This is a genomic window from Actinomycetota bacterium (assembly GCA_018334075.1).
Classification (GTDB): domain Bacteria; phylum Actinomycetota; class Coriobacteriia; order Anaerosomatales; family UBA912; genus JAGXSC01.
In genome coordinates this window covers 1-21,886 of sequence record JAGXSC010000043.1, presented here as the reverse complement: position 1 = coordinate 21,886, position 21,886 = coordinate 1, and the positions used below count along the sequence as shown (strand labels likewise).

Below are 21,886 nucleotides of genomic sequence, written 5' to 3'. Positions count from 1 at the left end.
AGAGCTTTCCTAAGGGTTATATCCTTGGCAAGAGCCTTCGCGGCATCGCGGAGTTTTTCTCGATTCTCCTGTTGCTTATTCTTGCGCGATTTACCTGAACACTCTTCGCCAATTCTCTCAGGAGCTTTGTATCCTGACAGCTTGGCGACATGGTTATCCCACAGTTGCCTTGCCTCGTCGTCCTGCCATCCGTGGAAAGAGAACAGATTGTGCCACATGACAAGTGTATCCAGCAAAAGATCGACACGTCCTTCTTCATCCAGTTTTTCTTTAATGCCACCAGGCTTGATCTTTTCGTTAGTAATGAGGTAATGAGCGATTCGTGCCCGGTCGCCATGGCGCTTGAGCGCGAGGCGCATGGTGCGACCGGCAGAGGACATCAGTTCGTCGACAGGGAGCGATGGTTTGCGGACCTCGCCATCGTCTGCGTCCATAGGTGCGGTTCGGCCCACTTCCGCTTCCAGTTGATAAACCTCCCGGACCTCTTCGTCGGATGCCTTGCGAACCCCTTCCTCCTCGCCCTGAAGCTTGATGAGAAACTGGCGGTCCAGGCGCGCCCATGGGGCGGGATGCTGTGTGCCGTCTGGCAATGTGTCCGCGCCGATGCGGCGATAGACCGTGGTCTCCTCGATCACGACTTGATTGTCCTTCTTCTGCTTCGTCGCTTTTCTCTTGAGATGCAGGTAAAGATTGCTCGCTTTCGGCGCTTCATGCCCGGCGATCTGACACGCTTTCTTGACCTGCTCAGCGCTTACCGCCTCCCATACCGCGCACGCTGCGGCGTGGCGGTGGCCGAGATCGACAGAAAGCACTCGTATGCCGGGTAGACGGGAAAGACAATGTTTGGCCAACCCCTTGCGGCCCTCTTGATTATCAGAGTGCCAGAACGGATAAGCCAGCCCACGCCATTCATTCTTGGAATTCGATGGCGTAGCAACAATTTCACCGTTTTTCTGATCCAGCTTCAGGTCGTTTGTTGTGGCATAGTCGAGCCACGGACCTTTTGGCTGCAGCTTTGCCGAGAAAGTAACCAACCAGCGGATGTGGTCCATCATTCCGGACATCCGGCGGTTGCGCTCTTCGGCTGACAAACTGAGGTTGTCCCTTACGGCGGCAATGGCCTCCAACTGCTGCCTTGGTGCCTGCAACCGACCATTCCAGTCTTTTTGCTCAAAGAGCCCCGCGATATTCACTTCATCATTTTTGGTCACATTTGAGGCGGCTCGTCCCAATCTATCTGCGCGGGTGACCTCGGAAGCTCCATTTCCCTGGGCTTCTTGGTCGAGAGCCAGATCACGCGCAAGCCTCTTGGACTGCCAGCGCAAGGAAACCGGCTTAATCTCACTCCCGGTCCAAAGTGTTACCGAAAGCGCGTTTGGATTGGGGGACTGCCTGTTTTTATGAATCTCAAAGCAGATGTCCCAACGAGAGTTCCCGAAATCACAGAAAACAGGATGCAAAAGCGCATCAGGGTGGCGGTACGACGGTACCTTGAAGTCCCGCTTTTTGAATTCCGCCTCAGTTGCGAGAACGTAGTCAATCAACGGCTGAGGATCGGTAGCTTTCGCGGGATATCCGTCTTTGTGCCAAACGCATAATGCATCGTCTTCGGCGAGGGCCTCAAAAAGCTGGATATCGCCGAACTTATCAATCTCGGGATCATCCTGCAGCTTCCGAGCTTCGCTAATTCGATCTTCGCAACTGCTGCATGAGCTCTTAGCCCACGCAGCAACAACTTCTTTCCACCCGCCCAGCGCTCGTCGACGTATACGATACGGCTCTAGTGCGCCGGACGCGAGCGAGCGTTCCAGACAGAAGGAATCCAGCCAATTCCTCGCTGGTGTCGGGACCTTGGCTATTTTTTTAGCATCTTCTTCAAACCGGCGGCGCTCCGCCTCAGCACGCTTGACCCACGTGTGGGCCAGCGAAACACGGCGGGCCGCATGGTCAAGCATAACGGCGAACTCGGAATGCCTGGCCGAGCCTCCATCTTGTAAGTAGGTGAACCCACAAGCTGCCTCCACGCCATTCAGGATGGCGTCGGAGTAGGGTCGTTGCCCCTTCGATCCGGTATTCTGCTCGCACTTTAGGGAATCTGTGGTCGCTTTATCTTTCAGACTCTCAAGGTCTTGTTGAGTAACGGCGGTTTTGGTGTCGAGCCCCTTGAGAAGGTTGCGCGTTGCGCTCTTGTAACCGGGACCGCTGATCAGACCAAGCACGCCCTTTAGGTCTTCCGACGCAGGAATGAATTCACTAAGGGCGACTGCGAGATTATTGATTGCCTCATTCCCGGTCGTGCCCACTTGAGCATTGTCAGTCCACGCCGCGATCCTCTCATAGACTTTGGCCATGTGGCTGAAGTCCGCTCCTTTACCGGTGCCGAACCGGCTGCTGAGCCATTGCCCTGCCTTCTGGACGAGATCTTTCGCCTTCTCTTCTTGCTCTACCTCCGAAGATTCATCTTCGGAGATTTTCACTGGGGCCAGGTAAGCATCACGGCTTCCGAAGAAGCGTTCCAGCATGTCCCATGCCTCCTCGCGTGTGAGTGAGGAGCCTACTGTTGACTTGACCGCATCATCGAACGCCTTGCTCCGGTTGACCCAAACTGCGTCATCGCGGATGGCAGCGCTCAGGGAAGCCGAACAATCATTCTTCCACTCCTTAATTTCGCTATTCGCAAGGCCCCTGCTTTTGAGAATTTCTTCAAGCGCCGCGACAACCTTGCTGTTGCGATCTTCAGCGACCTCTTCACCGGACGCAATGATGTGACCTACCGGAGCACCAATTTTCGACTCCACCGAAAGCCATGACAGGGCTAACAGAATACGTCGCGCCTTGCGTTCCTCATCGGTCCGATCGCGGTCAGGCTTTCCTTTACCAACTTTGACCTTGGCATCCGCCAGAGTGTGGTCCAGTCCTCCGCGTAGTGTAAGTAGCCAGTCACCGAACTTTTTGGCTCCTTTATTGACTCCTTCGTGGGTCTGCCAGAGCGCTTTGCGCCAAGAAGTATTACTAGGGTCAGTTCCACGGAGCCGAAGTGTGTAAGCGCGCCGGGTGACGGGTGGCTTATCTTGCTGTGGCATTATTGACCTCTTTCCCCAGTTGAGAGTCCTCGACCTTTTTGTCCGCCTGTCTCCTCGACAGGGGTGTCATCCAATTCGCTGCGAAGGACATCGAGTTTCGATGACGCAGTCATTGTCAGACGGTTATCCGCTTGTTTTTGGTATTTAATGGAGTGTAACCGAGTGAAGGCTGTCGAGGCCAGCCGGAGGCGCCGAGGGGTGGAGGGGGGATCTACATAGTGCGGAGGAGGAAGCGGTCAGCTTTCATCCACGCCCCTCAATGACCGCTGAAGTTCAGCGGATTAAATTTGGCTCCCCGGGTAGGACTCGAACCTACAACCCTCCGGTTAACAGCCGGATGCTCTGCCGATTGAGCTACCGAGGAGTACCTTGAAGTGACCGAAAGTGGATTATACGGAAGCCTGCGGCCGACCGCAACAAATCAGAGCTAATGACGCAAGATCACAAAAACTTTTTCAACCTGCCGTTTCGTAGGGTAGACTATTTCCTCGCAATGGTCGCGTTGCGGATTGGGCCCGTAGCTCAATGGTGGAGCAGGGGACTCATAATCCCTTGGTTGCAGGTTCGAATCCTGCCGGGCCCACCAAGGAATTCCAATGACTAGATTTCGTGAATTACGCAGGGGTCGTGTGCGAGCAGCCCGTTTTTCGGGAATCTCGCCGTCGATTCTGATCATCGCGTTACTTATTGTCGCTGCTGTCAGTGTTCTCGGCATGCGAGCATTGCTGGCTGATAATAGCGAAGGTGAGCCAGCAGGCGTCTTGGAATCGCGGATCGATGCCGATGCGACACCCTCTGCCAGGCCTGACGCGATGGCAAGCGCTGAGGGCACCGCCGCTCTCGCTGTCGAGGTGCCGTCTGTTACAGGGAGAGCTATCGAGGAGGCAGAGGCTGTTCTCGGCGCTGCCGGACTGGTAGTTCAGCGAGTTTCAGCTACAAGCTCGGCATCTTTTGGTTCGGTTGTCGACCAACATCCACCCGCAGGGTCGATGTTGCCTTCAGGTGGGACTGTAATGCTCGGCGTAGTCGGTCACGGTGAGGCACAGCTCGATCTCTCCGGCTTTATTGTGTGCATAGATCCAGGCCATCAGTCTCGCTCGGATCAATCGCCTGAGCCTATCGGTCCGGGTGCGAACGCCACAAAACCGCGGGTTCTCGGCGGAACCACCGGGGTCGTGACACGGATACCCGAATTCGAAATCGCGCTTCAGATATCGATGAACCTCAAGCAAAGGCTTGAGGCGGCAGGCATTCAGGTCGTGATGACGAGGCAGACTAACGATGTGAACGTATCCAACGCCGAGCGCGCTCGCATCGCCAATGCCGCCGGCGCTGACCTGTTCATCCGAATACATGCTGATGGCAGTCCGGATTCTTCTATCTCCGGCGTCAGCACCCTATATCCGGGAAGTAATCAGTGGACCGCACCGATCGCGCAGTCTAGTCGAAGGGCGGCCGAGCTCATTCACTTGGCGGTTATCTCGAGTACCGGTGCTGTCTGCCGAGGCACTGTTGCGCGTGGAGATCTTTCCGGCTTCAACCACTCTCAGGTGCCTGTTGCCCTTGTGGAATCCGGCTTTATGAGTAACCCTGTAGAGGACAGATTGCTGTCAAGCCCTCACTACCAGGACAAGATCGCGCAGGGTATCACGGAGGGCATATTCGCGTACTTCAAGGAGATTTCCAGGTGAGTTCCTACAAGAAGAAATCAAAGTGGCTTCCGGGTGTGCTGGTTCTTCTGCTCTTGCTCGGCATTGCGACATTCGCTGCTTTACGCTTTGGTATTGAGGGTCTTGCCCTGGCGCCTACCGGTCCAGATAACGTGTTGGTAGTTCTTGCGTTGCCAGGGGAGGATGGCGTGATTCTCCCTCGTGTAGCCAAGCAATATCGAGTGATCGACCAGAAGGCATATGAGGAGCCGATAGATCTGACGCGCTCACACGCGATTCCAGGCACCAGCTTTAGCCAACTGCGGGACGTCTACTCATTTGAGGGAGGCCGCGGTCTTGCCAGAGCGGTTTCCCGATCGATGCCTCTTCCAGCTTATATCGTACTCACGGTGGACGATCTCCAGACTTTACTCGGCGAGGAGCGGTTTACAATCGAGACTCCAGAGCACATGGACGTTTATGACGGAGTGCAGTTGTATACTTTTCGGCCAGGGCAGGAAATGGCGTTAGATGCGTCTCAGACGGTAGCCTTGTTTATGGGTGTCGAATATCTCTCCGAACCCTCTCGTCAAACTGTGGCTTTTGATGGTGGCCGTGAAGTTATTCGGCTGCTATCAGCGGAAAGGCTTGACTACTCTTTAGTGGAAACCGATCTAAGCCCCGAGGAGTACGAGGTGTTTCTGCAGAATCTTGTGGCGTCTGGCAACTAAGGGCGCCGAATGCTATAATTATAACTTGGAGTTCATGAAGGGGTGCTATATGCTTAAGGTAGGAATATCAATTTCTCTCATTGTGGCGTTAATCGTTCCATTCTCGGCATTCGGCACGTCTAGTTATTCGCCGAGTCCGATTTACCTCAAAGGTCTGGGCGTAAGCTCACTTTCGAGACCTTCCGTTGCGGCGCTTTCGACCGACGCCTCCCTTGCGGTAACTCTTCCGGCTTCACCTGTGAGGGCAGATCTTGTCGCTGGCGAGTGGGATCTCTACAAGGTACCCCTTTCCCAGGGCCAGCGCCTTGAGATCAGCATCACCGGTCCCGCCGCCAGTGCATTCGATCTATATCTATACTCTCCCGCATTTGAGAATTTTAATGATGTTACAGCCGTGGCTCATGCTAGTGAGGGAGGCTATCCGCGCACTATCACATATGATGTGCCTGCGGCATTAGGCGGCATGTACTTTATCGAGGTCAACGCTTTTTCTGGGTCCGGTACGTACGAGCTTTCATGGCGAGTGCGTGAGCCAGCCGAGAACATGCGCATTGATGTAGGCGCCGCAACCCCGGCCGCTATTCCAATGGAGAGAGACATTACACTAGAAGATAAATGGGGTTCCAATAGGCTTTTTGCCATTACGCTTCCTGCAAACCGGCGGGTTCAGGTCGATCTGTCAGGCCCGGCCGATGCGGATTTCGATGTTTATTTGTACGCGCCTGGAACCGGAAGCATACTGCCTCAAAATGTGAGTCCCAAAGCTTGGAGTAACAGACCAACTTCTAATGAGAGCTTCATTTTTGATGTACCAGCTGGGGTGTCGAGAACTTACTTTCTCGAAGTGCTGCGTTTCCGCGGCGCCGGGTCAGCCAGGCTAGAGGTCATCCACTATCCGATTCCGGTAGCACCGTCTGCAACACGCATATGGGGCGTGGACCGCTTCGCGACGGCCGCCGAGATTTCTCAGAGAACGTATCCTGCCGGCTCTGCTACGGCGGTGCTTGTCAACGGAAGAGAGTTTCCTGACGGCTTGGCGGCATCTTCTCTCGCCGGGGCTCTGAACGCCCCAATCCTGCTCACGGAGTTGCGCTCCTTGCCGGCATCGACTCTTACGGAGATGAGAAGGCTTCGGGTCTCAAAAGTGTTTATTGCCGGGGGAACCGGCGCGGTTTCCGACGCAGTACTAGCCTCTTTAAGGGCAGGTATTCCGGGAGTAGCAATCGAGCGCATTCCTGGTCGAGACAGATATGACACTGCCGCCAGGATCGCTGAGAAGGTGCGGACGTTGACAGGCCAAAGACCAGGTAGAGTGTTTCTTGCCTCTGGTGAGACCTTTCCCGATGCGCTTTCGCTGTCCCCGATTGCGTTTGCCACACGTGAGCCCATTATCCTTACCAGGCGAGCCATTCTTCCGCCGGCCAGTCTCGCGGCCATCAAAAATCTCAGACCCCCTGGGGGAGCGATGGATGTATTGATAGCTGGGGGCACCGGTGCGGTGGATTTGGTTCCGGCCCGTGCCGCAGCAGCAGCAGCTGGAGGTTCTGTGCTTAGAAAGTATGGAGAAAGTCGCTACGCTACATCACTCAAGATCGCAGAGTTCTTCATTGAGGGTCGCGAAGGACCATATCAACTGACTCTCGCCTCCGGAGTTACTTTTCCTGATGCGCTTGCAGGTGCCTCTCTGGCAGGTGTAAGGCAAGGTCCGTTGCTGCTAACGAGACCGTTAGCTCTGTCGCAACAAGCTCGAGATCACTTTAGATCATTCGGTTTCTTGATGAACCAGTGTTGGGTTTTGGGAGGAACTGGTGCTATAAGTCCATCCGTCTTCAATGAGGTAGCGAGTGAGGTTGCCCGAGCGCATCAGGGTCATTAGTCTATTGGCCATTAAGGGTTAAACTTTTTTGCTCTGCAGGGTACAATGAGTGGATACTTGGGAATAGAGGTTGTTCGTGAAAGAAGATAATAAATCAAGATCCGGCACCAATAAGCGCCTCGTTCTTCTTGCGGGTGCACTTGCTATTTCGCTGACACTTTTTGTCGTGGCGATATTCGCAGTTGGTGGCGCCGGTGAGGTCATGAGAATGCTGGGCATAACCCAGGATCCCGTTGCTGTTCAACCCGGACCCGAGGTACCTGGTATTCCCGATCCCGATGTGGCTCAGCAACCCCCTGGAGATCCCACCGTAACTCCAGGGGTTGAAACGACCCCCAGCGTAGATGCCACACCCGTGTCCGACCCACAAGAAGTGCCTCCGACACAAGAAGCGCCTCCTTCGGTCACAGCCGCCGCATTTCCCGTTGGCAGTGCCCAGGCGGCAATGTATCGGGAGCAGCTTCAATCACAAACCCAGATCGGTAGACTTGCAGACAACAAGATCAGGTCAATTGCAATTGGAACTGCTGTAACTGCTGGCAATCGGTCCCAAATTCCGCTAACAGTGACTTACAGGGCCGGAGGTTCTGTTTCCGGTACGATGCAGCTCGCCAGTCAGGAAGGACTTTGGTATTTTTTGAGCATTACGGCTGCCGGTGGTCGGGACATGGGTCCGAGACCCAGAACTGTTGACTCCGGTGTTGTAAACACTATCGCAACCCAGCAGGGCACCGCTGCGAACCAGCGCCTCATTCGGGAAGGGCTTCTGCAAGGGGGCTTTAGGACGGCCAGAGTCGACGGGGTATCTAAAGGCGCCGGGAGTGCTACTGTCAACGTTACCCTGCTCGGCGGCACGCTTGACAGGCAAGCCGCCCGATTCGTCTTAATTTCGAAAGAAGATAGTGGTAGGAAGTACTGGTTTATTACGCGATTTGAGTTGAAGTAATCAATAGTGGAACTTGAACTCAAAGACTTCCTGAAAATTGTTCGTACTCGAAAACTTGTGATCATCAGCGCGGTTCTGGTAGTCACCTTGACTGCGCTTGCTATAAGCTTTATTCAGCCTCCTCAGTATGTTGGTGAGTCGAGGGTATTAATCACCGAACGTGCTCCAGGGGCGGCGCTACTAGGTAATGTCATTCCGGAGATCACGGGTCAACCAGAGCGAGCCTTGGAGACCCAGGTTCAGCTTCTACAGATGCGACCTCTGCTTGAGAACACAATTCGAGAACTGAATCTGGGCGTCACACCGCGAGAGCTTGAGGGGCGTATTCAGGTCTCGGCGGTTGGAAGAACCAACATTATTTTGGTAAGTGTTCGTGACTCCGACCCAGCTCGGGCGGCCGCCATTGCAAATGAAGTTGCCGAGCAGTTTGTAAGCTGGTCTCGTGACCATCGTCGTGAGAGCATCGCAGCAGCTGTCGATCAGGTGGATGCTCGCCTTACTGAAGTCGAAGATGCGATATTGACGCTCGGCCGGAAGGTTCAAGATGAGGGTCGTACCGAGGAACTTGCTGCGGAGCTGCAAGTCGCGTTAAGCACCTATTCGTCGTTATCCCAGGAGCGAGAGAATCTCAGGATTCAGGAGCAGCTTGAGACAGGGTCGGCCAGGGTAGTTAGTCCGGCTGTCATCAATGAAGATCCGATATCTCCAAATCCGCTCAGGAACGCTATTTTGGCGCTCGCTATCGGCCTGGCTCTTGGTCTCGGCTTGGCCATGCTAAGCGAGTACCTGGACAATACTTTGAAATCTTCGGAAGAGGTTGAGAGTATTTTTGGCGCACCTGTTCTGGGCATGATACCCCTTGAGAAGCTTGAAGATACCGACCAAAAGAGATTGACGATTGTAGACCGACCAGGTTCATTTGCCGCGGAAGCTTATAGAGTGCTGCGCAACTCGTTGGACTTTGTCAACTTTGAGCACAACATCAAGACCCTGCTTATAACCAGTGCGGCGCCGGTAGAGGGGAAGTCTACTGTCTCCGCGAACCTAGCTGCTTCGCTCGCTCAAACTGGACAAAATGTGGTGTTGATCAGCTGTGACTTTCGCAGACCAACAACGGATCGCCTTTTCGGTTTGCAAAATATCATCGGGCTTTCTGATGTGCTCAGGGGAGCTCACACGCTAAAGAGTGCTCTCCAGCGCCCTGGGGACGAACATCTTTTGGTTCTGACGGCTGGAAAAATGCCGCCGAACCCTAGCGAGATCCTTGGCTCGACCAAAATGCAGGAGCTGATCGAAAACCTCAAGGAGTGGGCGGACTGGATAATACTTGATACACCCCCATTGCTTGCGGTAGCCGATGCGACGGCCTTGGCCCGCTGGGCCGACGGAACACTTATTGTCACAAGGGGTGGAGTTTCCACTCGCGATGCAGCCGTCAAAGCCCGGGACATGCTGGATATGGTTGGTGCGAAAATCATCGGATCGGTAGTATGGGGTCTAGAGGAAAAGTATGCCGAAGGCGGATATGGGTACTACGGCCAATATAGTTATTCGGCCTACTATCAGCAGCCTGAAGCGACGAACCGTTCGGGTAACAGTAAAAGAGGACATGATTCCGGGGCCAGGACCGTTGTAAATGTGCGCAACTCAACCGAGATGTCCACGCCATCGGTGTACTTCCCGCAAGAAACAGGGCTCAGAAAAGCTATTAGGACTGCGCAGCGGGTGGTAGTTGGCGTACTCGGGGTTACCCTGGTTTTGATTGTGGTGGCAGCAGTTTTGTACATCTTCGACCATGCTTTTGGTTGGCAGATCATCGAGAATCTTGTTGAGCTGCTGCCCTGATTGCTAGTCATACTACACGAATTATGCCCTTGCTTCTTTGCTGCGGATCATCAATACGATTAGGGTGACCGCTGTGATCGGAAGCACGAATCCTAACATCGCGTTGGTGTATGTGGGCAATATCGCATGCTGCATTGCGGCGAAGATCAAATAGATTACGTATGCGACATAAAACGACAGGAACAGCGCACCGTTCCATCTCGATATCAGGTGCCGATACGCAAAAATTGGCAAGCATGCAATCGCGACAGCGATCATGACCGGAATATTGAAGAACAAGGCAGCATCACTCACGGCGAGGCCCCCTGGGGTGAAGATTGAGGTAATCCCAAGGATGCACAGTATGTTGAAGATGTTGCTCCCCACAACATTTCCAACCGCGATGTCTTTTTCGCCTCGCAACGCAGCTATGATTGATGTAGCGACCTCAGGCAGGCTTGTCCCTGCCGCGATAATCGTAAGCCCGATGATCAGCTCGCTTATACCGAGCAGCTGAGCGAACACAACGGCTCCGTCGACGAGCCAGTTAGAGCCCGCCACCAGCATTATCAGGCCCACAACTATAAGGGCGATCTGAACGGGAACTTTCTCGCTAAGAAGTTGGGCTCGGCTTGAGTCGCTGCCGAACTCGCGCTCATACTCCGAGACGACATCACCAGTCTCATTGCGGCTTTTGATAATGGCAAAGGCGGTGTAGCCAATAATGCCCAGGAACAGGATCAAACCATCGAGTGCACTGAGTCTTCCATCGAGAGCCATCACCAGGAGCAACATGGAGACCGCTATCATGATTGGGACTTCCAGGCGAACTAGCTGCTGAGATACTGTCAATGGGGCTAGAATCGCAGAAATTCCAAGGATCACCAAAATGTTGAAGATGTTGCTGCCCACTACATTACCCAGGGCTATGTCACCCTGTCCCGCCAGGCCGGCCTGCAAGCTGACAGCCAACTCCGGCGAACTGGTGCCAAGGGCGACAATCGTAAGGCCGACCACAAGGGGGGATATCCCTATCCGATGAGCTAATTTCGCCGAGCTTCTTACCAGTAGCTCGGCACCAGCGACTAGCAGTATCAAACCAACAACAAATAGAACCACCACTGATATGTCCATGCACGCCTCTCAGAAAATGTGATTGCAGCAAATAAGCAAACGATATACTATAAATGCGTAAAAATTATAACAGTATCCGATCTGTGGGGGTATTATGGGTGGAAAATTGTTGTCGGTAAAGAACGCTTTAATTCTCGGAGTGTCCGGGCTTTTTATCGGGGGAGTCGCGTCTTGGCTTGTAAGTCAGGGCAACCCTGGCAGCATGGGTCTTTGCATAGCTTGCTTTCTGCGGGATATAACCGGGTTTTTTGCTGGATCGATCACTAATCAGGGAGCAACGGCGTATATAAGGCCTGAAATCATCGGGATCATCCTGGGTGCAATGGGCGCCGCCCTTACTGCCGGTGAGTTTCGTGCGCGCGGCGGGAGCAATCCGCTACTTCGCTTTGTGCTTGGCTTCATATTTATGGTTTCGGCTTTGATCTTCCTCGGATGCACAGTGAGGGCATGGTTGCGTTTGGCTGGAGGGGATCTCAATGCGATTTGGGGAATCCTTGGGATTGTAGCTGGGGTGGTCGTTGGGGTGTTTTTGTTGAGGAGGGGCTACTCTTTGGGCCGGTCAAGCAATACTGCATTTCCACTTGGTTTACTATTGCCCGGAATTGCGATTGCTCTGTTGGGCTTTGGTCTTTTGGCGAATATGGATATACGTCCGGATTTCACCACTCAAACAAGACAGGGGGCACTTGCGACCGGCGATGCTCCACCTGCGGTGATAATCAAAGATGCCGGCCAGGTGTCGGAGGTAATTGCACCTCCAGGGGCTACTGTTGCCGATGGCTCCTCAATTGTCGCTAATGACGGTAGAGTAGTGGCAAGCGCCGAGTCTGTCAGCAACGCTCGGCCGCAGCCAGGTGGCAGAAGAGCCCCATTTTTCATTGCGCTTTTTGCGGGATTGGTGATAGGGGTAGTTGCTCAGCGTAGCCGTTTTTGCTCAATTGGCGGTATACGCGATGCAATTTTCGTTCGGCGCTATGACCTTCTCCTTGGCGTGGGTGGATTGTTAGTCGGAGCGTTTGTGGTCAATCTCATCTTTGGGCAGTTCAAGTTGGGCTTTGAGGGTCAGCCAGTCGCTCATATGGACGCACTCGGCAGCTTTGCTGCCATGACAATAGCTGCGCTAGCAGCAATGATGTTGGGTGGTTGCCCATTCAGGCAGGTGATAATGGGATCTGAGGGAGATGGGGATGCATTTGTGGCGGTGATGGGGATGCTGGCCGGCGCTGGATTTTCCCATTGGGCGCAGTTAGCCTCCTCGGCAAAAGGGCTTGCGCCTATGGCCTGGGTGGCGATGGGCGCAATGGCGGCACTGCTCCTGATTATCGCATTTGTTTTCAGGCGCACTGACGTGACCGGGAAAGGGTGCTCTGGGTGAGCGGAGCCGCTGCGGCTAATCTTTTGTTGCTCTTCGATGACATCTCGGATGCGATAGCTGCGGACTCCGCCCTTAAGGCTTCAGGGCATTCGGTGTCGCTGGTGGCACCTCCCTTTGATGTCAGAGCCGGATGCGATCTGGCCCTCTCCATACCTTCAGGAATGCAGGATGGAGCCATCGGTCAGCTTATGGAGTCCGATATTCGGGTAACCGGGGTCGTCACTCTGGACAAAGGGGCGACCCATCTCACCGAAATCGTCGTTTTTGTTGATTTTGGGGAGTGGCTGATGGTGCGAGCGGGAAACATGAAAATAACCGCCGAGAAGCGCTCCGGTCTGATAGTCAACGTAAGTGGCGGCGGGTGCCCTGACATTCCATATCTGAGTGATGAGCTGGTTGGACTGACTTTGGGTCAAGCGCCACGACCACGTGAGCTAGGCGATACGATCTGCGGCTTGATGCTCGACCGAGCCTTCATTGAGATCAAAAACTGTCCGGGAATGGCTTCTCGTTGAATATTTTGGTCGCAGGGACATATCCCGTGGCATGTGGCAAGCTTCTAGAAGGCGCCGCGTCGATTGACTCCGCTGGGAGGCTCGCCGTTTCTGGAGATCCGCTTCCTTTTGGACCTGGTGTCTCGGCGTTGCTTGCCGCTGTATGTAAAACATCTGAGCTTCTCGGCGGTAGTCCGCCACATGCGTTGCTTGCTGGTGATATAGGCCGAGGGGACGGCTCTGCCGAGATATATACCCAGGTTGCTGAAGCAGCCAGACGTCTTTCCTCGGATATAGTAGTTTTTCACTACCTGAAGCCGGTAATGTCGCTGATGAGTATTGCGTGCGAAGAGCTTCTGTCAAATTCGCCCTCGACACTTTTACTTGCTGATGCCGGAGGAATGTATGCAGCTAAGGCGGCTGGATTGAGCAGGCGTTTTGAGTTGATGACACCTGATGTGGGGGAGATAGGGTTTCTGGCGGATCCGGATATCTCTCATCCGGCCTATGCGTCGCCTTTTCACGCTGGCAGCCAACCGTTCGATCCGGCTTGTCTGGCTCGCCAGGCTTGGGAAACCGGTGGATCGTCGAATACACTAATAGTCAAGGGCCAGACAGATTACATTGTTCATAGAGGAAGCACCGTCCACGTAATCGATAATCCTTCCGTACCCGCCCTTGAGGCTATTGGCGGTACCGGTGACACGTTGAGCGGTATCGCCTGTGCGTTGATCGCTGCTGGTTACTCTTCTCCGGACGCCGGGTATATGGCATGTGTATTGAATCGTCAGGCAGGCCTGGTTATGCAAGCGACTCCCGCGATGCGCGCCGCCGATCTGGTTCAAGCTTTGCCTGAGGTGGTCTACCAGTACGGCTTGCCGAAGCCTTAAGGATTGCAGAGCTGACATCTGCCCGCGTCGGCCCGGGCATCATCACTTGCTTCCCGAAGCTCAGTATGGGCGCATTTCAGACACGCATAAACGTCAGTTGCTGGCTCACTGGTAGGCGTGCCGCAGTTGGCACATGGCAGGCTGCCGATTCTTTTTGTGATCCAATAACCAGGAGTCGCGCACTTAGGGCAAAGGGAAGAGAGCCTGGCGGCCAGGTCCTCGGCGGCCTGTGCGATCACGGCCATACGAGTGGGATTGGCATGGGCTCTCACATCGGTCTCGATGAAAGCAAACCCGTTGCTTGACTCGCGGATAGCCCATCCTAGCGCCTCGGCCAGATCGTCATCGGAGCTGATGCCTTTGATTATCCTGCTGTCTTTCTCGCTTTCCGGCCTGACTACCAGATGACTTTCTGGAAAGTTCACTCTGGAAGCAAATACCTGCGCCTCTTTTAGGTTATCGGTTAGCAGATGAGCGAAGTTGGCTTTGCCTTGTGCGGTACCTACTACCTCGAGCTCGTTTTCGGAATCAAGGAAAACCAGCACCTCGACGTTCCAGGGTATGAGACCGACCATTGGATCGGGACCGAAGGAACCTTCGCTTGCCATGCCTAGCGATAGCCCAGAGATATCCATTCCTAGGCGCGCCTTTTCGCAAGCGACCTGAAGTTGGGTACTCTGCCGAGGAATCTCTCGGGTAAAGGTGCCGAGCGAGTCGGTGTCGAAATCGCGGATAGTTTCGACTATGCAGCCCAGCGCCTCATGAAGCACCGGTTGAATCACGCGCTCTTTGAAATGACGCGTGAGCAACGCCACACGCTTGCCGAAATAGATTGACTCTTGCGCCAAATTGTCTTCCCGTCACTCGGACGATAGGTATGGCCATCGCCAGTTTTGTATTACAGGGAGGTCCTCTCCGTATCTGTTGATGTACTCGCGGTGTTCAACCAGTGCGTCGCGGATAAACTGTCCGGCATATCCGGCGATTGGAGCAAGCGCAGGAACCCGGTCGATCACATCTCCAAACAAATGATACCGGTCGAGGTCGTTTCTTACAGCCATGTCGAAGGGAGTGGTTGTCGTACCCTCCTCCTTGTAACCGCGGACGTGAAGATTTTTGTGGTTGGTTCTTCTGTAGGCTAGCCTGTGGATCAACCAGGGATATCCGTGGAACGCAAAGATAATCGGCGCGTTCACTGTGAAAAGAGCGTCGAACTCCTTGTTCGACAGTCCATGAGGGTGCTCCTCCGGCGGCGAGAGGGTCATCAGGTCTACGATGTTGACGACCCTGACCTTCAATTCAGGGGCCCACTCGCGAAGGAGGGCGACTGCCGCGAGTGTTTCGAGAGAGGGTATATCACCGCAGCATGCCATTACAACATCCGGATTCTGGCCGAAGTCATTGCTTGCCCACTGCCAGATACCGACGCCCGTGGAGCAATGCTTTATTGCCTCATCCATAGTCATGTATTGAAGACTGGCTTGCTTGCCCGCAACGATGACGTTGACGTGGTCTCGGCTTCGCAAGCAGCGGTCGGTTATCACGAGTAGGGAGTTCGCATCCGGCGGAAGATATACTCGGATGACATCGCCTTTCTTGTTGACGACGTTGTCGATGAATCCAGGATCCTGATGCGAGAAGCCGTTATGATCCTGGCGCCACACATGCGAAGAGAGAAGGATGTTTACCGACGATATAGATGCGCGCCAGGGGATTTCATGTGTTGCGACCTTTAGCCATTTGGCGTGCTGATTGAACATCGATGTGATTATGTGAGAGAAAGCCTCGTAGGTGTTGAACAGGCCGTGCCTCCCCGTGAGCGTATATCCCTCAAGCCATCCCAAACAGGTGTGCTCACTTAGTATCTCCATGACCCTGCCGTCGGGCGCGAGGTTCCCTTCATCGCTATCGACGGGGAGCATCTCGGCCATCCATGTTTTCGGGCTAGCTTCATATATCGCGCCCAGTCGGTTGGAGGCAGTTTCATCTGGCCCGAACACCCTGAATGTGGAGCTATTTGACGCCATGACATCACGAAGGAGCTTTCCCATAGCTGCAGTCGCCTCAGAAAGCGTGGTTCCGGGTTGTGGTACAGCAACTTCGTACTGCCGAAAGTCAGGAATATCAAGGTCTTTGCGCAGTAAGCCGCCGTTCGCGTGTGGGTTGGCGCCCATTCGGCGAGTTCCCTTAGGGGCAAGAGCTGTGATTTCGGGCTTGGGTGCACCGCTTTCGTCGAAAAGCTCGTCCGGCCGATAAGAGAGCATCCACTCCCGAAGAATCTCCAGATGCTCGGGGTTTTCGCGAACTCCGGAAAGCGGCACTTGATGGGATCGCCAGTAGTTGGCTACCTGTTTTCCGTCTACCACATCGGGCCCGGTCCATCCTTTTGGAGTCGCCAGAACAATCATCGGCCACTTGGGTCGGTCGAGCGATTTTGAGTTGCGACAGCTGCTTTTTATGGCCCGGATGTCATCGATTACGGTTTCGAGTGTGGCAGCCATGGCCTCGTGGATGTCGATCTCGGAGGACTCCTCGACAAAGTAAGGTTTCCACCCGTACCCTTCCAGCAGGCAGCGTAACTCGGCGCGGGGTATGCGAGCCAGTATCGCCGGGTTGGCTATTTTGTATCCGTTCAGGTGCAGTATGGGAAGAACAGTGCCGTCCTGCCAGGGGTTCAGGAACTTATTCGAGTGCCACGAGGCGGCCAGTGGACCTGTTTCGGCCTCCCCGTCACCTATTACGCAGGCGACAATCAGATCCGGATTGTCGAAAGCGGCTCCAAATGCGTGTGAAAGCGCATACCCGAGCTCGCCGCCCTCATGAATTGATCCCGGCACTTCCGGTGAGACATGACTGGGAACACCGCCAGGAAAGGAAAATTGCTTGAACAGCCGAGCCATTCCCTCGCGATCAAGGGAAACATCGTGGTAATACTCGGAGTAAGTGCCCTCCAGGTAGGTGTTTGCAACCAGCGCAGGACCGCCGTGCCCTGGGCCTGTGATGAATATCATATCCAGGTCTTTTTGATTGATGATGTGATTCAGGTGAGCGTAAATGAAGTTGAGTCCAGGCGTGGTACCCCAATGACCTAGCAGACGTGGCTTTATGTGTTCAGCTGCGAGCGGTTCTTCCAACAGGGGATTGCCGAGGAGGTAGATCTGCCCCACAGAAAGATAGTTGGCCGCCCGCCACCACGCGTCAATCAACTCACGTTGTTGAGCGGTGAGAGCGGGGGAGTCACGAAGGTCTTTGGTCGCCTTGCTCATAGGGCACGCCCTTCCTCGACAAGCTTTAGAACCTGCTCGGCAATTTCGCTTTCCTCATCGGTCTTTACAACAAACACCTGGGTGAGTGATTCGGCGTTAGAAATCAGATGAATATCCCCATGGACGGATGCGTTTTTCTCCTCGGCTAGCTCCATGCCGAAAAATTCCAATCCTTCGCAGATCATCGAGCGTAGCAGGCTGTCGTTTTCGCCGATTCCTCCCGTGAAGGCCAGTGCGTCTACATGACCCAAAACCGCGCAATACGCCCCGATGTACTTTCTGATTCTGTAACAGTAGACGTCCAGAGCCAGTATAGCGGGCTCGTATCCCGATGATGCGAGTGAGTGGATGCTTCGCATGTCACCGGTTCCACAAAGGCCGAGAAGTCCGCACTCGTTGTTGAGCATCTCGTACACTTCTTGGGGGGTCAGGCCGAGGTCCTCTTGAAGCATTAGCGGCAGCGACGGGTCTATATCTCCACATCGAGTGCTCATTACCAGCCCCTCAAGGGGGGTGAAACCCATTGAGGTGTCGACACTTCTTCCTGCCTGGATGGCTGTGATGCTTGATCCAGCGCCCAGATGTGCGACGATCAAATTGAACTCGGCAGGGGGCAGCACCAGGGCCTTTGCGATCGCTTTCAGGGTGTATTGAGCCGAGATGCCGTGAAACCCTGTGCGCCTAATGCCATATGTCTCGGTAAGCGCCCGCGGCAAAGCGTACGTGCTCGCATGCTCTGGCATCGTCGTGTGAAATGCCGTGTCGAAGACTGCCACCTGGGGGATATTGGGGAAGATCCCCTCAGCCACGCGGATTCCGGCGACAGCTGATCTGGTGTGCAGTGGAGCGTAACGCTCAAGCGACATCATCGATTGTATCGTGCTATCGTCGATGTAGGTCGGGCCCGAGAATTCACGACCCCCGTGAACCACCCGATGCCCGACGGCGATGATATCGTCGGCAAGAGGAGCTAGCGCTTGCAGTTGATGGTCAAGATGGCGCACTGCGTCGTCGAGGTTGCCTTTCGCTTCAATCTTTTCCTCAATCAGCGTTTCTCTTGAGTTCATCGCAAGCAGCTTATATTTTATAGATGAGCTGCCGGAATTTATCACAAGTACTTTTTGTTCCATGCTCATTCTATACCCATTAGTGTGTTGTATTTGACCGGGTGTGTTGAACGTATGGTTGACAGAGCGGCTCAATCGAGCCAGGAAGGTGCCGTGAGAAGCAGATGAAAATCGTTATCTTCGGGGCCGGTGGATATTCGAAAGAGGTTGCGGACCTGGTAGTTGCATGCGGATACGGGATCGCCGGTTTCATCGACCATCTAAAGGAAGGCCTGCATGAGCCAACCGGTTTGGTCATCTCGGCTGACCTTCAAGACCATACTGCCGATGCCGCTAGCTGTGCGATTGGCGATGTCAAAGCGCGCGCTGCCTGCTGGGATCGTTACGCCGAAGCGATCCCTTTTCATGCGCTTGTTCACCCGAGCGCCTCAGTGAGTAGCTATGCTTTTATTGGCGCCGGGACACAGGTGCTTCAATATGCCGTAGTAAACTCACAGTCGCGAGTCGGGGTAAACTGCATCGTGAACGTTGGATGCATTGTCGCGCACGACTGCGTGGTGGGAAGCCATACGCATCTCGCGCCCGGAGTCAGTATTGGTGGCGCTGCGCGGGTTGGAGAGAGGTCGTTTATCGGAACCGGCGCGATAATACTGCCCGGCGTTCACATTGGCTCCGATTGCGTTGTCGGAGCCGGTAGTGTCGTTTTGGCTGATGTAGGTGACAAAAAGAGGGTCGTCGGAGTTCCTGCCAGGGAAATATAGCCTAAAGTTACTGCAGGCATCTGGTGATCTCCTTCATGATAAACTTACTTTCAATTTGTTTGTGCGGGAACCACGCGAAGGGATGGAAACATTAATGCCGTATAACGATTTGTTTTTGCGTGCTGCCAGAGTTCAGCCTACCGAGCGCACTCCGGTTTGGATGATGCGCCAGGCAGGTCGATATATGCCGGAGTATCGTGCGATCCGTGAAAAGTATGGCTTCCTGGATATGTGCCGAAATCCGGAGCTTGCTGTAGAGGTAACGCTGCAACCGGTCGATCTGATAGGCGTAGATGCCGCAATTCTTTTCTCGGACATACTTGTTTCTTTTCCTGGAATGGGGCTCGATCTTGAGTTCGCCAAGGGCGAGGGTCCTGTCATCCACAACCCAATTCGCTCAGTCGGCGATGTTGAGCGCTTGAAGATAGCCGATCCCTTCGAGGCTACTGGCTTCGTGATGGAAGCTATATCCATTCTGCGCCGAGAGCTCGAAAATAAGGTTCCTCTTATTGGTTTTGCGGGCGCTCCATTTACGCTGGCAAGTTACGCTATCGAGGGGCATGGCACCAGGGACTACGAGTACACGAAGGCACTGATGTGGGGCGAGCCTGCTGCCTGGGATCTCCTTATGCAGAAGTTTGCCGACACCACGATTGACTACCTCAAGGCTCAGATAGACGCCGGAGCCCAGGTCGTCCAGGTGTTTGACAGCTGGGTTGGCTACATCGCTCCTCGTGATTACGAGCGCTATATCCTCCCTCACAGCACGCGAGTCCTTCAGGAAGTCAGCGATCACGGTAAGGCTAAGGTTGACGGGGGAGTCCCAGTCATCCACTTTCCGAACGGCGCGACCTCGATGCTGGATCTGGCTCAAAAAGCTGGTGGGGACGTGATCGGCGTGGATTGGCGCTTGGATATGAAGCACGCTGTTGAGCTCATAGATCCGAAATTTGGAATTCAAGGCAACATCGATCCGGTCGCGCTTTTCGCTCCGGACTCAGAGCTTGAGAAGATGGTGGTAGAGATATTGGAGGCCGTTGGTACTCGACCCGGACATATCTTCAATCTGGGGCATGGTATTCACAAGACAAGCGACCCCGAGAAAGCAAAAGCGATGATCAGATTCGTCCATGAGCACTCCGAGCGCATTAGATCCGGGCAGTGACCACATGGTGCAACCGGCGACCGGCACCGCCGCAATCCTGATCACCGGGTACGGTGGGCCTTGTAATATCGACGAAGTTGAGTCTTTCATAACGGAACTCACAGGGCGGACCCATCCGCCGGTTGTGGTGGAGAGCATACGCCGAAAGTACCTGGCCGTCGGAGGGTGTTCTCCGCTTCATGCTGTTGCGGGTCAGTTCGCTGATGCCCTTTCCGCTGCCATAAACGAGCGCAACGAATCACACACTCCTGTGGAGCTCGGGTTTCGGTATTCCCAGCCGAGAATCGCTGAGGTGATGAGGCGTTTTTACGCTATCGGAGTTCGCGATGTGATCACCGTCTCGCTTTCACCCTTTGAGTCGAAGATCACCACTGTCGCGTACAGGAGTACTATAGCCGAAGCACTTGAAGAGCTGCCCGGGATGCGAGTCATCGAGACGCCTTTGCTTGGGAGTATGCCAGCATACATTCATGCGCACGCAAGTAATCTGGATTTTGCGATCTCTGAACTGCCGAGTGATCTATCAGGTAGCACCTTCGTGGTGTTCTCTGCCCATAGCCTGCCCGTAGCCGACCTTCTCGGCGCTGAAGACCCTTATATCTGTGGGATCCGCTCCGCTTCCGATCAAGCGGCGGCACTATTGCAGCTTCCCGGTGGGAAGCTCTCGGACTCACTGTTGGGAGTGGAGCTCTACGGGTCTGGCGAAGGAAGGCTTCATTGGGCTGTCGCGTACCAGTCAACAGGTAATAAGCCTGGCGCTTGGCTCGGACCATCTCTTGAGGACGTAGTTGGACGCGCCGCGAAGCATGGTTATCAGGCGGTCGCGGTGTGCCCCATAGGCTTTCTTACAGAACACATGGAGTCGATGTACGATCTTGACGTGGAGATTGCCGATCTGGCGATCTTGAGCGGGATCGAATTCGTTCGTTCATCGGCCCCAAGCTCGGTGCCGACACTTGTTAATGCACTTGCTGATGAGCTGTCTGCGATGATCACAAGGTAGGATACGATCGCGCGACGGTTCTTCTACTCTCAAGACAACCGGCAAGAAGGGAGTAGCGTGTGAAGCATGTCATGGTTATTGGTGGGGGTATAGCGGGGCTTGGAGCTGCTTATAAGATCAGGCGTGCTCAGGATGAAGGGCATGAGGTGAAGCTCAGCCTGGTTGAGAAGGGGCCTCGGCTGGGCGGCAAGATTATCACCGAGTTTGTCAAAGACGAGTGGGACGGCAAAGAGGGTGACTACTTCATCGTGGATGGAGGTCCCGATTGCTTTTTGACCGAGAAGCCCGCAGCACATCGGATCGCCAAGCTTGCGGGAGTATTCGATCAGGAGCTTCCCACAGATGACTCGAAGAAAAAGACCTGGATTGTCTCGCGGGGCAAGCTGCATCAACTACCCGATGGCGTAATGATGTTCGCCCCTACAAAATTCACCCCCTTTGCAACAACGGGACTCTTTTCTTTCCCTGGAAAACTTCGTATGGGGCTCGACCTCCTGATTCGACCAAAGGTCCGATGGGCCGAAGGTGAAGGCGCTCAGGACCACGACGAGACGCTGGAGAGTTTTGTGCTGCGAAGGATGGGTCGGGAGTGTCTCGAGAGGCTTGCCGAGCCACTCGTTGG

17 protein-coding genes and 2 tRNA genes are annotated in these 21,886 nt (G+C 54.4%); 13 read left to right on the top strand and 6 right to left on the bottom strand.

Annotated elements, in window-relative coordinates:
* On the bottom strand, nucleotides 1–3,083 hold a 3,083-nt coding region (gene cas12b, locus KGZ89_05090; GenBank protein ID MBS3974224.1), incomplete at its 3' end, for a type V CRISPR-associated protein Cas12b.
* Nucleotides 3,084–3,371: 288 nt separating this feature from the next.
* Nucleotides 3,372–3,447: transfer RNA gene (locus KGZ89_05085), tRNA-Asn, on the bottom strand.
* A 147-nt stretch (nucleotides 3,448–3,594) separates the two neighbouring features.
* Between KGZ89_05085 and KGZ89_05080 the strand changes: the two genes are divergently transcribed.
* The 6 genes from KGZ89_05080 (at nucleotide 3,595) to KGZ89_05055 (ending at nucleotide 10,130) form a co-directional block, all read left to right on the top strand.
* A tRNA-Ile gene (locus tag KGZ89_05080) sits at nucleotides 3,595–3,669 on the top strand.
* Nucleotides 3,670–3,679: 10 nt separating this feature from the next.
* A complete protein-coding gene (locus KGZ89_05075; GenBank protein ID MBS3974223.1) occupies nucleotides 3,680–4,774 on the top strand; it encodes an N-acetylmuramoyl-L-alanine amidase in 1,095 nt (364 codons plus the stop codon).
* A complete protein-coding gene (locus KGZ89_05070; protein MBS3974222.1) occupies nucleotides 4,771–5,463 on the top strand; it encodes a hypothetical protein in 693 nt (230 codons plus the stop codon). The genes KGZ89_05075 and KGZ89_05070 overlap by 4 nt, the downstream gene beginning before the upstream one ends.
* Before the next feature lie 49 nt (nucleotides 5,464–5,512).
* On the top strand, nucleotides 5,513–7,339 hold the full coding sequence (locus tag KGZ89_05065; GenBank protein ID MBS3974221.1) for a cell wall-binding repeat-containing protein: 1,827 nt from the start codon (nucleotides 5,513–5,515) through the stop codon (nucleotides 7,337–7,339).
* 76 nt (nucleotides 7,340–7,415) lie between these two features.
* On the top strand, nucleotides 7,416–8,285 hold the full coding sequence (locus tag KGZ89_05060) for a hypothetical protein (protein MBS3974220.1): 870 nt from the start codon (nucleotides 7,416–7,418) through the stop codon (nucleotides 8,283–8,285).
* 6 nt (nucleotides 8,286–8,291) lie between these two features.
* The gene (locus tag KGZ89_05055) at nucleotides 8,292–10,130 is read left to right on the top strand and encodes a polysaccharide biosynthesis tyrosine autokinase (GenBank protein MBS3974219.1); all 1,839 of its coding nucleotides are present in this window, start codon (nucleotides 8,292–8,294) and stop codon (nucleotides 10,128–10,130) included.
* Nucleotides 10,131–10,151: 21 nt separating this feature from the next.
* On the opposite strand, the gene KGZ89_05050 is transcribed toward KGZ89_05055, so the two are convergent.
* The gene (locus KGZ89_05050) at nucleotides 10,152–11,243 is read right to left on the bottom strand and encodes a calcium/sodium antiporter (GenBank protein ID MBS3974218.1); all 1,092 of its coding nucleotides are present in this window, start codon (nucleotides 11,241–11,243) and stop codon (nucleotides 10,152–10,154) included.
* A gap of 94 nt (nucleotides 11,244–11,337) precedes the next feature.
* Between KGZ89_05050 and KGZ89_05045 the strand changes: the two genes are divergently transcribed.
* From KGZ89_05045 to KGZ89_05035, 3 genes are read left to right on the top strand one after another with little or no spacing between them, the layout of a single operon-like run.
* Entirely contained in the window at nucleotides 11,338–12,618 is a 1,281-nt protein-coding gene (locus KGZ89_05045; GenBank protein ID MBS3974217.1) for a YedE-related selenium metabolism membrane protein, read from the top strand.
* Nucleotides 12,615–13,133 (top strand): DUF3343 domain-containing protein, encoded by a 519-nt coding sequence (locus KGZ89_05040; protein MBS3974216.1) that lies wholly within the window; start codon nucleotides 12,615–12,617, stop codon nucleotides 13,131–13,133. Before KGZ89_05045 ends, KGZ89_05040 begins: the two co-directional genes overlap by 4 nt.
* Nucleotides 13,134–13,159: 26 nt before the next feature.
* Complete coding sequence (locus KGZ89_05035) at nucleotides 13,160–14,002, top strand: sugar kinase (GenBank protein ID MBS3974215.1); 843 nt, start codon at nucleotides 13,160–13,162, stop codon at nucleotides 14,000–14,002.
* Here the strand turns inward: KGZ89_05035 and KGZ89_05030 are convergent.
* The 3 genes from KGZ89_05030 to KGZ89_05020 are packed head-to-tail and all read right to left on the bottom strand — an operon-like array spanning nucleotide 13,999 to nucleotide 18,398.
* Nucleotides 13,999–14,850, bottom strand: a complete 852-nt coding sequence (locus KGZ89_05030; GenBank protein ID MBS3974214.1) for a hypothetical protein — start codon at nucleotides 14,848–14,850, stop codon at nucleotides 13,999–14,001. The two genes, KGZ89_05035 and KGZ89_05030, sit on opposite strands and share 4 nt — an antisense overlap.
* Before the next feature lie 12 nt (nucleotides 14,851–14,862).
* The gene (locus KGZ89_05025) at nucleotides 14,863–17,268 is read right to left on the bottom strand and encodes a phosphoketolase family protein (protein MBS3974213.1); all 2,406 of its coding nucleotides are present in this window, start codon (nucleotides 17,266–17,268) and stop codon (nucleotides 14,863–14,865) included.
* Nucleotides 17,265–18,398, bottom strand: coding sequence for an acetate/propionate family kinase (locus KGZ89_05020; protein MBS3974212.1), 1,134 nt, complete (start codon nucleotides 18,396–18,398; stop codon nucleotides 17,265–17,267). The genes KGZ89_05025 and KGZ89_05020 overlap by 4 nt, the downstream gene beginning before the upstream one ends.
* Nucleotides 18,399–18,499: 101 nt before the next feature.
* Here KGZ89_05020 and KGZ89_05015 point away from each other — a divergent pair, with 101 nt between their 5' ends.
* From KGZ89_05015 to KGZ89_05000, 4 genes are all read left to right on the top strand, one after another.
* Entirely contained in the window at nucleotides 18,500–19,096 is a 597-nt protein-coding gene (locus KGZ89_05015) for a NeuD/PglB/VioB family sugar acetyltransferase (GenBank protein MBS3974211.1), read from the top strand.
* Nucleotides 19,097–19,190: 94 nt separating this feature from the next.
* Nucleotides 19,191–20,261, top strand: a complete 1,071-nt coding sequence (hemE, locus tag KGZ89_05010; protein ID MBS3974210.1) for a uroporphyrinogen decarboxylase — start codon at nucleotides 19,191–19,193, stop codon at nucleotides 20,259–20,261.
* Nucleotides 20,227–21,264, top strand: coding sequence for a ferrochelatase (locus tag KGZ89_05005; protein MBS3974209.1), 1,038 nt, complete (start codon nucleotides 20,227–20,229; stop codon nucleotides 21,262–21,264). Before hemE ends, KGZ89_05005 begins: the two co-directional genes overlap by 35 nt.
* A gap of 59 nt (nucleotides 21,265–21,323) precedes the next feature.
* Nucleotides 21,324–21,886 (top strand): FAD-dependent oxidoreductase (locus KGZ89_05000; protein MBS3974208.1); only part of this gene is annotated, 563 nt, incomplete at its 3' end.